A 15,183-nucleotide genomic window follows, 5' to 3' on the forward strand; every position below is an offset into this window, starting at 1 on the left:
GCACGACCGTAGCGGTGCCGGGCCCTCCGGGCAAACACCCGGCCGACACGGCGCGTCACAGACTCAGATCTGCGGATCGTCCACCATCACCGGCACCTCCGAGGCCACGACCGGAATGGATGCCGTGATCACCTCCAGTCCCGACAGACGCGCCGGTGACAGCTGCTTGGTGACCTCCTCGCGCGACATCAGTCCCGCCTCGACGACGAGGTCGGCGACGTTGCGGCCGGTGAGGAGCGCGGTCTTGGCGAGGGCCGCCGCGGCCGCGTAGCCGATGAACGGGGTGAGGGCGGTGATGACGCCGACGGATGCGCCGACCATCGCTCCCAGCCGCTCGCGGTTCGCCGTGATGCCGTCGACGCAGTTGATGCGCAGCGTGTGCATGGCTCGGCGCATCCAGGTGATCGACTGGAAGATGGAATGCGCGATCACCGGTTCGAAGGCGTTGAGCTGCAGCTGCCCGCCCTCGACCGCCATCGTCACCGTGAGGTCGGCGCCGGCGACCGCGAACGCGACCTGGTTCACGACCTCGGGGATGACGGGGTTCACCTTGCCCGGCATGATGCTCGACCCCGCCTGCCGCGCGGGGAGGTTGATCTCGCCCAGGCCGGCCTGCGGACCCGACGAGAGCAGGCGCAGGTCGTTGCAGATCTTCGAGAGCTTGATGGCGTTGCGCTTGAGCGACGACGAGAACGACATGAAGGCGCCCGTGTCGCTGGTCGACTCGACGAGGTCGGTGGCCAGATCGAGGTCGAGGCCGCTGATGCGACGGAGGTGCTCGAGCACCGCCTTGCTGTAATCCGGGTGCGTCGTGATGCCGGTGCCGATGGCCGTCGCGCCCATGTTGATCTCGTAGAGCAGGTAGGCGTTCTCGTTGAGCCGGCTGTAGTCCTCGCCGAGCGTGGTGGCGAAGCCGTGGAACTCCTGCCCGAGCGTCATCGGAACGGCGTCCTGCAGCTGCGTGCGGCCCACCTTGAGGACGTCGCGGAACTCGACCGCCTTGGCGAGGAAGGCGCGCCGCAGCAGGTCGAGCTCTTCGAGCAGCGTCTGCAGGTCGAGGCCGAGGCCGACCTTGATCGCCGTCGGGTACACGTCGTTCGTGGACTGGCTGCGGTTCGTGTCGTCGATCGGCGACAGGAAGGCGTAGTCGCCCTTCTCGCGTCCCGCCAGCTCGAGCGCGATGTTGGTGATCACCTCGTTCGCGTTCATGTTGGTCGACGTGCCGGCGCCGCCCTGGATCACGCCGACGACGAACTGGTCGTGGTACTGCCCGTCGATCACGAGCTGCGCGGCCCGGTCGATCAGGTCGGCCTTTTCGGGGCTCAGCACCCCGATGTCGCGATTGGCGCGCGCCGACGCCTGCTTGACCATAGCGAGGGCGCGGACGAGGTCTTTGTAGACCGAGATCGGCCGCTTCGAGATGGGGAAGTTCTCGAGCGCGCGGGCGGTGTGGATGCCCCAGTACGCGTCGGCCGGGATCTCGAGGGATCCGAGGGAATCGGTCTCAGTACGTGTGCGCATCGTTGCGTCGGAAGCCATGGTTGCAAGTCCTTGTGGGTGTGTTCACGGCGGTGTGGAGCCTCTCTCACCCTACGCGGGGTGGCCGGCACGATCCGTGTACAGCGGGTACATCGGTCTGCCGCCCCTGTACGCCGCGTCTATGGCGCGGTCTCAGGCGCGTTTGCGCGAGAAGGCCTCGAGCCGCTCCTGCGGCGTGAGCTGCGACATCCGCTCGACCCACTCCGCCGAGAAGTAGTCGCCCGTGGGCGCGTCGACGACGGGCACCACCGCGTGCGTGATCGTGTGGTCGTAGACGTGGACCAGGTGGAAGGACTGCCCGGCATCCATGCCGTTGACCTCGACCCCCGGACGAGCGAGGTTCATGGTGTAGCAGGTGGCTGCCGCGACGCTCACCGGAACCCCCGCGAACGTGCCGCTCGTGGAGTAGTGCAGATGACCCGCCAGGATCGCCCTCACATCGCTTCCCTCGATCACGCGTGCGAGCCGGGCCTGATCGCGCAGCTCGAGGATGTCGAAGAGCGGCACGTGCGAGGGCAGGGGCGGGTGATGCAGGGCCAGGACCGTGCCCAGCGGAGCCGGCGTGGCGAGCTGCTCGCGCAGCCATTCGAGCTGCGCGGCGTCGAGGTCGCCGTGATGCCAGCCCGGCACCGTCGAGTCCAGCGCGATGAGGCGCAGTCCCCCCAGATCCCACACGCCCGTGATGGGCTCCTCTGTGGCGTCCAGCCCGAGCAGGTCGCGGCGCATCGCGGTGCGCTCGTCGTGGTTGCCGGCCACCCACACCACCGGCGCACCCATCCGCGCGGCCACGGGAGCGACCGCCTCGCGCAGGGCGGCGTACGCGGCCGGCTCGCCCAAGTCGGTCAGGTCGCCGGTGAAGACGATGGCATCGGGACGGATGCCGGTGGCCTCGGCGGCCTCGAGCGTGCGAGCCAGGTTCGCCGCCGTGTCGAACCGGCCCGCGAGTGCGCGGTTGTCGGCGAGGAGGTGGGTGTCGCTGAGGTGCAGCAGCGTGCGGCGCGCGGGCGGGTACTGACCGAACCGGACGGGCCCGGGGTCCGCCGACGCTTCGTCCGCCTCGGCGGCGTCGGGAGGTTGCGGTGACACCATGGCTTCAGCCTACGACGGGGCGCCGACGCGGCCCCCAGCGGGGTCAGTGGTTGAAGACGATCAGCAGCAGGCCGCCGAGGACCGCGAGCCCCGCGACGGCGAACGAGGCGTAGGCGCCGACCAGTGCGACGCGCTTCTGCGCGACGGTGAGCGGATTCTTCTTCGCCGCCTTGGCGGCAGCCTTCTCGGCCCGGCGCGCCTCCTTCTCGGAGATGACCGTGATCGCGTCGGTGAACTCCGCAGGGGCGACGACGGGCGGGCGACCCGCTCTCACGAGCAGCCGAAGACCCGTCGCGTACGCGGTGACCACGATCGTCGCGGCCAGGAACGCGGCGACGAACACCTCCACGAAGGCGATCCAGTTGATGGTGATCACTTCACGCCCCCGTCCCTCGGTGTGCGAGCAGACCTCTCCGCCGCCTTGGCGGCCTTCTTCTCGGCCGCCGCGTGGGCGGCCACCCGCCGGGCCTCCTCGCGGGCGAGCGCGCGCTGACGTCGCGTCGGCGGAGGGTTGCGCTTCACCTTGACCGCCTTGCCGGAGTCGGCGACCTCGCTCATCGCGTTCGAGGCGGTCACCTCGTCGCGCCGCGAGCGGAGGAAGAGGCCGAGGATGATCGCGACCGCGAGGATCGCGTCGATGACCACGCCCCACACCGGCAGCCACACGACCAGCAGCGCGGCGAGCGCGCCGACCGCTCCCGCGGCCGGAAGCGTGAGGATCCAGCCGACCATGATGCGCCCGGCGGTCCGCCACCGCACCTGGGAGCCGCGGCGGCCGAGGCCCGAGCCGATGACCGAACCGGACGCGACCTGCGTGGTCGACAGGGCGAAGCCCAGCGCGCTCGACGCGAGGATCGTCGAAGCCGTCGACGACTCGGCCGCGAAGCCCTGGGCGGGCTTGACGTCGGTGAGGCCCTTGCCGAGCGTGCGGATGATGCGCCAGCCGCCCATGTAGGTCCCCAGCGCGATGGTCACGGCGCACGCGACGATGACCCACGTCTGCGGCTCGGGATCGCTCGCCGACTGCAGACCCGACGTGATGAGCAGGAGCGTGATGATGCCCATCGTCTTCTGCGCGTCGTTGGTGCCGTGCGCGAGCGCGACGAGCGAGGACGTGAAGATCTGGCCGACCCGGAAGCCGTCGCGGCCGTCGGGCTTGCCGTCGTAGCGACGCGTGATCGCGTAGGCGAGCTTGGTGGCGGCGAAGGCGATGATGCCCGCCGTCAGGGGCGCGATGACCGCCGGAAGGATCACCTTCGACATCACGACCCCGAAGTCGATCGCCGAGACCCCGACGCCGACGATGGTGGCGCCGATCAGGCCGCCGAACAGGGCGTGGGACGACGAGGACGGCAGCCCGAGCAGCCACGTCAGCATGTTCCACGTGATCGCGCCGATGAGCCCCGCGAAGATGATCTCCGGGAAGAGCGTGGACGAGATCTCGGATTCCTTGATGATCCCGCCCGAGATCGTCTGTGCGACCTCGGTCGAGAGGAACGCGCCCACGAGGTTCAGCAGCGCCGCGAGCAGCACCGCGGTCTTCGGCTTGAGGGCGCCGGTCGCGATCGGCGTGGCCATCGCGTTCGCGGTGTCGTGGAAGCCGTTCGTGAAGTCGAAGAACAGCGCCAGTGCGATGACCAGCACGATGATGAGGGTTGCGGTTTCCACCGTTCGCTTTCCGAGAGGGGGTGTGGAGAAGGTGCCGACGGGATCGGCGTGACGAACGAACAGTTCACCTCGAGTTCAGGAACCGGCAACCGGCCAGAAAGAATCCTTACACCGCCCCGCCGCCGGGTCAACTCGACCGATGGCGGCCTGCACGGCCCCCAACGGCATCCGCACGGGCTCCGACGCGGCTAGCGTGGACACGTGACCGTCCACGACACGCCTGCCGCAGCATCCGCCCCCGTCGCCGACCCTCGTCCGATCGTCCGCAGCCATCACGGCGACGACGTCGAGGACCGCTACGAGTGGCTGCGGGCGAAAGAAGACGCCGCCGTGGTCGCGCATCTCGAAGCCGAGAACGCCTACACGCAGGCGCGCACGGCCCACCTCGCCGGGCTGCGCGACCGCATCTTCGACGAGATCAAGGGCCGCACGCTCGAGACCGACCTCTCGGTGCCCACCCGCCGCGGGCAGTGGTGGTACTACGGCCGCACCGTCGAGGGCAAGCAGTACGGCATCCAGTGCCGGGCTCCCCTGTCATCGCCCGACGACTGGACGCCCCCCGAGCTCTCCCCCGACGTCGACGTCCCCGGTGAGCAGGTGCTGCTCGACGCGAACGTCGAGGCCGACGGGCACGAGTTCTTCTCGCTCGGAAGCTTCGAGATCTCCAACGACGGCACGCTGATGCTCTACGGGGTCGACGTCGCCGGCGACGAGCGCTACACCGTCCGCGTGCGCAACGTCGTCACGGGTGAGCAGCTGCCCGACGAGATCCCCGGCACGTTCGCCGGCGCCACGTTCTCGCCCGACGGCAGGTTCATCGTGTACACGACCGTCGACGACGCGTGGCGGCCCGACACGGTGTGGCTGCACGAACTCGGAACCCCCGTGGACAGCGACGCGAAGCTCTTCCACGAGCCGGACGAGCGGTACTGGGTGGGCGCCGGGTTCACCCGCAGCGACCGCTATCTGATGATCGAGGTGGGCTCGTCGATCACGTCGGAGGAGTGGCTGGTCGATGCCGACGACCTCCGCGCCGAGCCGCGGGTCGTGTGGCCGCGCCGCGAAGGCGTGGAGTACGAGTCGGCGCACGCGGTGGTCGACGGCGAAGACGTGCTGTTCGTGCTGCACAACGAGGACGCCCTGGACTTCGAGCTCGTGCGGGTCGCGGCATCCGACCCCGCCGGCGCACGCGCGGTGGTCATCCCCCACGAGCCCGGGCAACGACTGCTCGGGGTGTCCACGTTCCGCGACTGGGGTGTCGTGGGCTACCGCCGCGGCGGACTGGCCCGCCTCGGGATGCTCGATTACGCCACCGGCGACGTGCGCGAGCTCGCCTTCGACGAACCCCTCTACGCCGTCGGGTCCGGCGGCAACCCGGAATGGGCTCCGCCGCTGCTGCGTGTCGGCTACGGGTCGTTCGTCACGCCGGGCACCGTCTTCGACTACGACGTGGCGACCGGCGAGCTGCTGCTGCGCAAGCGCCAGCCCGTGCTCGGCGGGTACGACCCCGAGGAGTACGCGCAGGCCCGCGTGTGGGCCACGGCGCAGGACGGCACGCAGATCCCCATCTCGCTCGTCTGGAAGCGCTCGTTCGGCGAGGCGGGGGCCGAGCCTCGGCCGCTGCATCTCTACGGCTACGGCTCGTACGAGCACTCGATCGAGCCCGGATTCTCGGTGCCGCGGCTGTCGGAGCTCGACCGCGGCGTCGTGTTCGCGGTCGCGCACGTGCGCGGCGGCGGCGAGATGGGTCGCCAGTGGTACGAGGACGGCAAGCTGCTGCACAAGCGCAACACGTTCACCGACTTCGTCGACTGCGCCCGGCACCTGGTCGAGAGCGGCTACACCGCACCGGACCGCATGGTGGCCGAGGGCGGCTCGGCCGGCGGGCTGCTCATGGGTGCGGTCGCCAACCTCGCCCCCGAGCTGTTCGCGGGCATCCTCGCCGATGTGCCGTTCGTCGACGCCCTCACGACCATCCTCGATCCGTCGCTCCCCCTCACCGTCATCGAGTGGGACGAATGGGGCGACCCGCTCCACGACCCCGAGGTGTACGCGTACATGAAGTCGTACTCGCCGTACGAGAACGTGCGGACGGATGCCGCGTACCCGCGCATCCTGGCCGTGACGTCGCTCAACGACACGCGCGTGCTCTACGTCGAGCCGGCGAAGTGGGTCGCGAGGCTGCGCGAGGTCGGCGCCGACGCACTCCTCAAGTGCGAGATGGTCGCCGGCCACGGCGGTGTCTCGGGGCGCTACAACGCCTGGCGCGAGCGCGCCTTCGAGCTGGCCTGGCTGCTCGACGTCCTGGGCGTCGCCGACGCCTGACCGCGGCATCCGCCCTCTCTTCGCGTCCGACGGGTCTGCGTGTCCCACTATTGCGAAACCATGTCCCACTTCGGCGGGCCTGACGGCGACCAACGGCGGAGAAGTGGGACACGCGACCTCGTTCGGCGCCGATTCAGCGCGGCAGATCGATCGGTCCCGTCACAGACCCGGACGCCAGCCCGAACGAATCAGTGCCTCGCGGACCTTCCGGACTGCCAGCACACCCGAGCCCCGCACGTGGTGGTTGAGAAGGCGCACGTGATCCCAGCCCGCATCCCGGATCCGGTCCCATCGATCGGCGTCACGAGCGAACTGGACGGGGTCGTCGGCATGCACTCGTCCGTCGTACTCGGGCGTCACATTCCAGTCGGGGTACGCGAGATCGAGCTCGGCGATCAGCATCCCCGAGGAGTCGCGGAGCAGCCATGCGACCTCGGGCTCGGGCAGCCCCGCACGGACGAGCAGCAGGCGAAGTCGCGTCTCGCGAGGTGACCGCACTCCGACCCGCACCCAGCCAAGAGCACGCCGGAGCACGCCGCTCCTGTCGCCCATCGTCTCGATCTCGGCCGACAGATCCGCGACCGACGCCATCGGTCGCTCGCCGCTCACAAGAAAGTCCGCTGCCGCGATCAAGTCATCGAGCCGCCAGTTGACGGCGGCCTGGCGCCATGCGCGCACAGGGTTCTCGATGGCTGTGAAGGTCGGGTGATCGATCACGGCCGACTCACGAGTCTGCAGCCGGTGCCCGATGACCCCGTCGATCCTCGGCTCACGCGATGGCCGATGGGCGGATACGTGAACCGCCGGTCGATACGGCCACTCGGGCGTCGGCGCCCCGAACAGCAGCAGTGCGGTCTCGTGACTGAAGAATTGCCACGGGCGAAGACGCGGCGCGAGCTCCTGGCAAGATCGCTCAACGGTGTCGGCGGGCCGCCCGCCGACCGCTCGGACGCCGTGAAACGGCCGACGGAGATCGGATCTCGTGAGGCGGTCGCGCGAGACGCCCAGCGCCACCGCTTCTGCGACTGTGAAGACGGACGGGAGCTGCGGTGGGAGTGGCGCGGGGCGTGGCATCCGTCCACCGTGGCGTACGGCAGGATCGGGAAGGCGGGCGCCGCTCCTGTCTGTGGGCTGGCGCGCCAGACGCGGAGGTGTGAAGGAATCCCTGAAGAGCGATGTCCCACCTTCTGTCGCGTAGCACCGGGGGTGGCTCAAGATCTCGGGACACGGCGCCGAAAAAGTGGGACACAGAAACCCGACCACGGGGGAGGCCGCGGTCTGCTGTGTCGGCGAGACTCGGCGCACCCGGCAACGCCGGGCGATCGGATCAGACGCTCCGCGCGGCGGTCAGCCGAAGAGGGCCGCGGCCTCTTCGTAGCGGTAGAGCGGGACGGTGTTCAGCTCGCCCAGCGCGTCGGCGAAGGGGACGCGCACGATGTCGGTGCCGCGCATCGCCACCATCTGCCCCCACGATCCGTCGACGACCGCGTCGGCGGCGTGCAGTCCCAGGCGCGTCGCGAGCACGCGGTCGAAGCCCGACGGCGAACCGCCGCGCTGGATGTGGCCGAGCACCGTCGCGCGGGTCTCGATGCCGGTGATCCGTTCGATCTCGGGTGCCAGCACCTCGCTGATGCCGCCCAGGCGCGGCCGGTTGAACGCGTCGAGCCCCTTGTCGCTGTAGGCCTCGTCCTGCCCCTTCAGCTTGAACCCCTCGGAGACGACGATGAGCGGTGCGCGACCCCGGTCGTGCGCGCGCGACACGAGCCCCGCGATCTCGTCGATCGACATGGGCACCTCGGGGATGCAGATCGCGTGCGCACCGGCCGCGATGCCGGCGTGGAGCGCGATCCAGCCCACGTGACGGCCCATGACCTCGGCGACCATGCACCGCTGGTGCGAGTCGCCGGTCGTGCGCAGGCGGTCCATCGCGTCGGTGGCGATGTTCACCGCCGTGTCGAAGCCGAACGAGTAGTCGGTGGCGCGCAGGTCGTTGTCGATCGTCTTCGGCACGCCGAGGACGTTGATGCCGTCGTTCGACAGGCGGTTCGCGGCCGCGAGGGTGCCTTCGCCGCCGATCGCGATGATCCCGTCGATGCGGTGGCCGTACATCGTCTTCGCGATGTTCTCGGCGCCGCCCCGGGGACCCTCGTAGGGGTTGGTGCGGCTGGTGCCGAGGATGGTGCCGCCCACCTTCGACAGACCCTTCACCTCGTGCCGCGTGAGGGGGAAGAAGTCACCGTCGACCACACCGCGCCAGCCGTCGCGGATGCCGACGAACTCGAGGTCGTAGGCCGTCGTGCCCTTGAGCACGACGCCGCGGATGACCGCGTTGAGTCCGGGGCAGTCGCCGCCGCTGGTCAGGATGCCGATCTTCATAGCTGTGGTCCTCGCTGTCGGGTGAAGAGTGTCGGCGACGCTGCCTCACCCGAGATTAGTGCCCGGATGCCGCGGCCTGCCACACGGCGCCGCCGCGCCCGCTCACTCGGCGCCGAGCGCCTGCCGTGTCAGGTGCATGAGGGCCGACAGCTGCACCGAGTCGCTGGACTGCGGGTCGACGACCTGACCGTCGAGGGCGCGCTGCGCGAGCCCCTGCTTCGCGTCGATGAGCTCGGCGATCTTCGTATCGATCGTGTGCGCGGCGATGATGCGCCACGCGGTGACCGGCTCGTCCTGGCCGATGCGGTGGACGCGGTCGATCGCCTGCGTCTGCTCGGCCGCCGTCCACGACAGCTCGGCCAGCACGACGTTGGACGCCGCCTGCATGTTCAGGCCGACGCCGGCGGCCGTGAGCGAGCAGACCGCGACGCCGACGCCCGGATCGTTGTTGAAGTCGTCGATCGCCTGCTGACGCACGGGAGTCGTCTGGTCGCCGCGGATCGACACCGACCGCAGCCCGGCTGCGGCGAAGTGCGCCTCTGCGGCGTCCATGACGTCGATGTGCTTCGCGAAGAAGACGACCTTGCCGACGGAGCGCTGCAGCTGCACCGCATAGTCCGCGGCGAGGAGGGCCTTGGCCTGGCCGATCTTGCGCACCATGGTGAACACGTTCTCGGAGCCGGTGCCGGCCGCCTTCGACTCGTCGAGCTCGTTCTGCGCGACGAGGCGCACGATGTCGTCGTCGACTTCGCCCGGGGCGAGGCCACGGTCGCCGCGAGCCTCGATGATCCGGCGGTAGCGGGCGGCGAGACGCTCCCCCAGCTCGCGCTCGGCCTGGCGGATGGAGCGGCCGAACTCGTCGTCCAGCTCGACGGGGAGGTCGGCGATGAGCTTGTCGGGCAGATCGGCCGCGACATCCTTCTTCTTGCGGCGGACGATCCCCATCGAGATCACGGCATCGCGGGCCTCGGGGTAGAACGCCTTGTCGGCGGGTGTGAGGCCGGTGTCGTCGAGCTTCTCCATGAGCTCGGGACCCGGCTTCTCGCCCGTGGTCCACCCGAGGAACCGCCAGATCGCGTCGAAGTCCTCGACGTCGTTGATGAGCGGAGTGCCCGTGAGGGCGAGCAGCAGCGGGTTGCGCACCTGCTCGCGGATGCGCCCGGCGAGGGCCAGCACGTTCTGCGACCGCTGCGACGACAGGTTCTTGATGAAGTGGGCCTCGTCGACGACCATGCCCTTGAGACCCAGGTCTCCCAGCCACGACAGGTGCCGGTCGAGCACCTCGTAGTTGACGATGAACACGTCGGCGAACGCGTCGATGCCCTCGCCGTCGCCGTGGATGACGGTGGCGCGTCGCTGCGGCGTCCACCGCTCGACCTCGCGCGCCCAGTTCATCTTCACGACGTTCGGGACGACGGCCAGCAGCGGGTACGCGCCGGCGACGGATGCCGCGAGCACGGACTCCGCCGTCTTTCCGAGGCCCGGCTCATCGGCGAGGAGGAACGTGCGGTGGCCGCGGCGGACCGCCTCGAGGAACCGCGACTGGTGCGGCATGACCTCGAGGCTCTTCGGCGACACCCGGTCGAACTCGGGAACCGGCGGAAGCTCCATCGACGCGGCGGCACCACCGGCGCCGGTCTCGAAGGCCTTGTACAGGGGACCCATCAGCTCCCAGCCGTCGAGGCGGCGACGAGGGGTCTCCTTCGGTGCGCGCATCGCCAGGTCTGGCGCGAGGAACGGGTTGGCCTCGCGACGGGCGACGACCTGAGGCGGCACGACCTGCCGCTCCGCGAGCGCGGCGGGGACGACGGGGGCCGCGGCGGGCGCGACGTCGGTGATGATGAGCTCGTCGGGCGCGAGCTCGGCGCCGGATTCGAGGAGCCAGTCGCGGCGCATGCGCCGCGCGACCGGCGACGTCGCCTGGTCGACCTCGAGCAGCTGGATGAGGGACGTGTCGCGCGCGGCGGTCTTCGCGAGGATGGTGGCCACGCCGTCGAGCCGCTTGAGCAGCTCGGCGCGTGCGGCGTCGGTGACGGCGGTGTCGGCCTTGACGCGAGCGCGTTCCTCGCGCACGAGGAAGGCGATCACCTGGAACTTGACGCGGTTGGTGGGCCCGAGCTTTCCGCGCTGAGCCTTGGCTTCGACCTCGCGCACCTTGCGGGCGAGGATCGGGATGATGGGCGCCTCGTCGTCGCGGCGGGCCGACGAGGTCTTCCGACGTCGCGCGGACGTCTGGGCGGGTGCCGTGGTCGGCATGCTCCTCCTGAGCGTGTGTGCCGGCAGGCCGGCGATGATCGGCTGCGGGGCCGAGACTGCTGGTGCTCCCGCGGGCGGCATGCATGCCGTCGCGAACGCGGGACGGGCGGATCTCGTCGCCGGCCGCGGGCACTCGCTTCTGCGAGCTGCGGCGTCGGCAGCGGACTCCCTGCCACCAGTCTAGCGGACGGAGGCCGGCTAACCCCAGATGGTGGCGACGATGTCTTCCGTGTAGCCCTCCGGCGAGAAGTTGATCCACGCCGTGGACACCCACCCGCCCTCACCGACGTAGTGCGTCTCGCCGCTGGTGTACTCCTTGTCGTCGAGCGTGACGCCCTTCTGCTCCATGCGGCAGACGGTCCCGTCACCGAGAGGCTGGCAGTCGAAGCCGGACTCCCCGAGCTCGCGCGCCACCGTCTCGGACTGGTCGGCGTCGAGGGCCGTCACGTTGGTGGCGAGGCCGAACTCGCTCGGAACGCCCCACGTGCACCGCAGGGTGGCGGCTCCGCCGTCGATGATCTGGATGAGGTCGACGTTCTGCGTGGAGAGCATCGTGACGCCGGGGTCGTTGAGCGGCGGGTTCTCGCTCTCGAGAGCGGCGCGCATCTCGCCGGAGTAGATGTCGTCGCAGCTCTCCGGCACCTCGAGCGTCGCGCCGGGGGTCTGGGTCTCGATCGGCGTCGGCGTGGCTCCCGGCGGCCGCGGACTCACCGACGGCGTCGCGTCGGCCGTCTGCTGGGGCTCGGGGGCGGCCGCCTGACACCCGGCGACGAGGAGCGCAGCGGCGGCGAGCGCCAGCCCGCCGGTCAGCGTCCGGAGCAGTGTCGGGCGTCGATCGTGCGGCATGGCGCTCCTCGGAGGGTCGACGTTGGGGACCTCTCGACCCTACGACGGCGCCCCGCGCCTGCCGGCTGACGCGCCGGTCGGATGCCGCACCCGGCGCGGCTAGGGACTGGCGGCCGCGCGCTGCCACTCCGACAGCGTGGCGGGATCGTCGGTCACGATCCCGTCCACCCCGAGCGCCGTCATGGCGTCCCACTGCGCGTCGTCGTTGAGCGTGTACACCACCACCCGTGCTCCGGCCGCATGAAGCTCGTCCACGACCTCCGGCCGCGCGAGCACGGCCTTGCGGTGGACGACGACGCCGCTCACGTCGGCCTGCGCGGCGGCGGCGACGACGTCCTGCGGCAGGTGCTTGAGGATCAGCAGCCGAGACACCACCTCCGACTCGGCGGCGCAGAGGGCGAGCGTGCGGGCGTCGAAGCTCGCGAGGGCGACGCTGCCTTCGAGGTCGCGCGACGAGACGTCGGCCAGCGCGCGGGCCACCGCCGCGGCATCCCACACCCCCTTCAGCTCGATGATCGCGCGACCTCCCGACCGGGCCACCACGTCGAGGAACTCCGCGAACGTCGGCACGCGCGTGCCCGCGAAGGCGGGGTCGAACCACGAGCCCGCGTCGAGCCGACGCACCTCGGCCAGCGTCAGGGACGCCAGCCGTCCGGTGCCGTCGGTCGTGCGGTCGACCGTCTCGTCGTGCATGAGCACCGGGTGTCCGTCGGCGGTGAGCGCGACGTCGACCTCGACGTACGGGTAGTGGCCGGTGAGCGCGGCGGAGATCGCGGGCAGCGTGTTCTCGGGGACCGTCGCCGCGCCGCCGCGATGACTGGCGATGAACGCCGCGTCTCCGGGGGTTCGCGTGCCGCCCCAGAGGTCCGTGGCGCTCACGCGCGCGGGGCTCACGCCGAGGAAGGCGATCACGAGGCTCGCGACGGCGAGCACGCAGACGACGAACAGCGACGGGCTCCGGTCGCGGGCGCGATCGGATGCCTCGGAGTAGGGCATCGGGCATGTCCTCCGGGTGGCGTCCCACGTCTTCGTCGACGTGGTGCGATCACTCTACCGGCGCCGTTACCGATCCGTTACTCAGGATTCGCGCGGATTCTGCGCACCGCGTCCCACAGTGCGTCGGCGACCTGCCGCTTGGTCCCGCCCGCCTCGCCGACGACCTCGCCGTGGGCGTCGAGCAGCGTCACGTCGTTGCGCTCCGCCTCGAAGCCCTGGGCCCAGCCCACCTCGTTGACCGCGAGGATGTCGGCTCCCTTGCGCACCGCCTTGCGACGTCCGCGATCGAGCACCGTCTGGCCCGCCTGGGGCGTCTCGGCCGCGAACCCGACGACGATCTGCCCGGCACGACGGTCGCGGACGAGACCGGCGAGGATGTCGTCGTTCTCGATCAGGTGCAACGTGATCCCGGGTCCGCCCGCCGCATCCTTCGACAGTTTCGCGTCGGAGACCTCGGCCACGCGGTAGTCGGCCACCGCCGCCGCCATGACCACCACCTGGGCGTCGGCCGCCTCCGCCGCCACGGCGTCGGCGAGCTCCGCGGCGGTCCCTGCCCGCGTGATCCGAACCCGCGGGAGACCGGATGCCTCGGCCAGCACGCCCTCGTCCACGTGGGCGGCGATCAGCACGACCTCGGCACCGCGCTGCGCTGCGGCGACGGCGATCGCGATTCCCTGCCTGCCGCTGGAGCGGTTGCCGATGAAGCGCACCGGGTCGATCGGCTCGCGCGTCCCGCCCGCGCTGACGACGACCCGCGCGCCGTCGAGGTCGCCGCGCGCGTGCCCAGCCTGGGCGAGCGCCGCCTCGAGGATCTGCTCGGGCTCCGACATCCGTCCCGGCCCGCTGTCGCCGCCGGTGAGCGCGCCGTCCTCGGGGCCGACCGTGAGGACGCCGCGGGCGCGCAGCGTCGCGATGTTGTGCGCCGTGGCGGGGTGGTTCCACATCTCGGTGTGCATCGCCGGCGCCACGACGACCGGCGCCGTGGTGGCGAGTAGGGTCGTTCCGAGGAGATCGTCTGCCAGTCCGGTCGCCATCTTCGCCAGTGTGTTCGCGGTCGCGGGCGCCACGATCACCAGGTCGGCCGCTTGGCCCAGGGCGACGTGGCGGACGCGGGCGACGTCATCGTGGACGGAGGTCGTGACGGGGTGGCGGCTGATCGCCTCCCAGGTCGGAAGACCGACGAACCGCAACGCGTCGTCGGTCGGCACGACGTGGACCTCATGGCCTTCCTTCACGAGCAGGCGCACGAGGTGCACCGTCTTGTAGGCGGCGATCCCGCCGGTGACTCCGACCACGACGAACACCATCCGATCTTGGCACGACCGGGATCGCCTCAGACAGGAGCCGCCAGATGTGCACCGTCGTCATCCGCGTCCCCGAGTCGGCGGGCGAGCCGACCCGCGTCCTCGCGATCCGCGACGAAGACCCGGCGCGGCCGTGGAACCCGCTGGGTCCGTGGTGGCCGGAGGCGCGGGACGGCGTCGTCGGGGTGCGCGACGTCCGGGCGGGAGGCGCCTGGCTCGCGGCCGACCCCGCTGCCGGCCGACTCGCGGTTCTGCTCAACCGGGCCGACGTGTCGACGCGCCCTGAGTCCGAGCTCACCTCTCGGGGGACGATCGTTCTCGACTCGGTCGCCGGACAGCCGCCGTCGGGCCAGCCGCGCACGCACGGCTTCAACCTCGTCGAGGTCGACGCCGGGGGCGCCCGCGTCACGACCTGGGACGGCGATTCTCTGACGACTCGGCGACTGTCGCCGGGCACGCACATGGTCGCCCACGACAACGTCGACGACGACGGGACACCGCGCATCGCGGCGTGGCTGGAGGAGTTCCGTGCCGCCTCCCCCGCGGCCGAGGCACGGTGGTGGATGCCGTGGGTCGAGGTCCTCCGTCGGTCCGCGGAGCTGGAGCCCACCGACGACCGCGCGATCATCCGCGACAACCGGCCGCACGGGTATCCGACGCTGTCGCTGCTGGCGTGCGTGGCGTCGGTGTCGCCGGACGGCGTGGACGTGCACTACGGCGAACTCGACCGACCCGGCCACTGGGGCGGCCTCGACCTGGCCTGACACCCCCGGCCGCGACCCCG

12 protein-coding genes are annotated in these 15,183 nt (G+C 70.8%); 2 read left to right on the top strand and 10 right to left on the bottom strand.

Features of this window, described 5'->3' with window-relative positions:
* Window positions 1-63: 63 nt before the first annotated feature.
* The 4 genes from ACFUTX_RS14780 to ACFUTX_RS14795 form a co-directional block, all read right to left on the bottom strand.
* A complete protein-coding gene (locus ACFUTX_RS14780; protein WP_378866241.1) occupies window positions 64-1,539 on the bottom strand; it encodes an aspartate ammonia-lyase in 1,476 nt (491 codons plus the stop codon).
* Window positions 1,540-1,671: 132 nt separating this feature from the next.
* Window positions 1,672-2,628, bottom strand: a complete 957-nt coding sequence (locus ACFUTX_RS14785) for a phosphodiesterase (RefSeq protein ID WP_378866244.1) — start codon at window positions 2,626-2,628, stop codon at window positions 1,672-1,674.
* 43 nt (window positions 2,629-2,671) lie between these two features.
* The gene (locus ACFUTX_RS14790; RefSeq protein WP_378866247.1) at window positions 2,672-3,004 is read right to left on the bottom strand and encodes a peptidase; all 333 of its coding nucleotides are present in this window, start codon (window positions 3,002-3,004) and stop codon (window positions 2,672-2,674) included.
* The gene (locus ACFUTX_RS14795; RefSeq protein WP_378866250.1) at window positions 3,001-4,296 is read right to left on the bottom strand and encodes an anion permease; all 1,296 of its coding nucleotides are present in this window, start codon (window positions 4,294-4,296) and stop codon (window positions 3,001-3,003) included. Before ACFUTX_RS14795 ends, ACFUTX_RS14790 begins: the two co-directional genes overlap by 4 nt.
* Window positions 4,297-4,497: 201 nt before the next feature.
* Between ACFUTX_RS14795 and ACFUTX_RS14800 the strand changes: the two genes are divergently transcribed.
* Window positions 4,498-6,621: a S9 family peptidase gene (locus ACFUTX_RS14800; protein WP_378866253.1), complete on the top strand. Its 2,124-nt coding sequence runs from the start codon at window positions 4,498-4,500 to the stop codon at window positions 6,619-6,621.
* A gap of 159 nt (window positions 6,622-6,780) precedes the next feature.
* Here the strand turns inward: ACFUTX_RS14800 and ACFUTX_RS14805 are convergent, their stop codons facing one another.
* From ACFUTX_RS14805 to coaBC, 6 genes are all read right to left on the bottom strand, one after another.
* On the bottom strand, window positions 6,781-7,338 hold the full coding sequence (locus ACFUTX_RS14805) for a hypothetical protein (RefSeq protein WP_378866256.1): 558 nt from the start codon (window positions 7,336-7,338) through the stop codon (window positions 6,781-6,783).
* Window positions 7,339-7,968: 630 nt separating this feature from the next.
* The gene (locus tag ACFUTX_RS14810) at window positions 7,969-8,997 is read right to left on the bottom strand and encodes an ATP-dependent 6-phosphofructokinase (protein WP_378866259.1); all 1,029 of its coding nucleotides are present in this window, start codon (window positions 8,995-8,997) and stop codon (window positions 7,969-7,971) included.
* 102 nt (window positions 8,998-9,099) lie between these two features.
* Entirely contained in the window at window positions 9,100-11,253 is a 2,154-nt protein-coding gene (locus ACFUTX_RS14815; RefSeq protein ID WP_378866262.1) for a DEAD/DEAH box helicase, read from the bottom strand.
* 198 nt (window positions 11,254-11,451) lie between these two features.
* Window positions 11,452-12,099: a hypothetical protein gene (locus ACFUTX_RS14820; protein ID WP_378866265.1), complete on the bottom strand. Its 648-nt coding sequence runs from the start codon at window positions 12,097-12,099 to the stop codon at window positions 11,452-11,454.
* A 99-nt stretch (window positions 12,100-12,198) separates the two neighbouring features.
* On the bottom strand, window positions 12,199-13,095 hold the full coding sequence (locus ACFUTX_RS14825) for a glycerophosphodiester phosphodiesterase (RefSeq protein ID WP_378866268.1): 897 nt from the start codon (window positions 13,093-13,095) through the stop codon (window positions 12,199-12,201).
* 77 nt (window positions 13,096-13,172) lie between these two features.
* Complete coding sequence (gene coaBC, locus ACFUTX_RS14830; protein ID WP_378866462.1) at window positions 13,173-14,399, bottom strand: bifunctional phosphopantothenoylcysteine decarboxylase/phosphopantothenate--cysteine ligase CoaBC; 1,227 nt, start codon at window positions 14,397-14,399, stop codon at window positions 13,173-13,175.
* Window positions 14,400-14,446: 47 nt separating this feature from the next.
* Here coaBC and ACFUTX_RS14835 point away from each other — a divergent pair, with 47 nt between their 5' ends.
* Window positions 14,447-15,163, top strand: a complete 717-nt coding sequence (locus tag ACFUTX_RS14835) for an NRDE family protein (RefSeq protein ID WP_378866270.1) — start codon at window positions 14,447-14,449, stop codon at window positions 15,161-15,163.
* The last annotated feature ends 20 nt before the right edge of the window (window positions 15,164-15,183 follow it).

Source organism: Microbacterium sp. NPDC057407 (assembly GCF_042803895.1).
Taxonomy (GTDB): Bacteria; Actinomycetota; Actinomycetes; order Actinomycetales; family Microbacteriaceae; genus Microbacterium.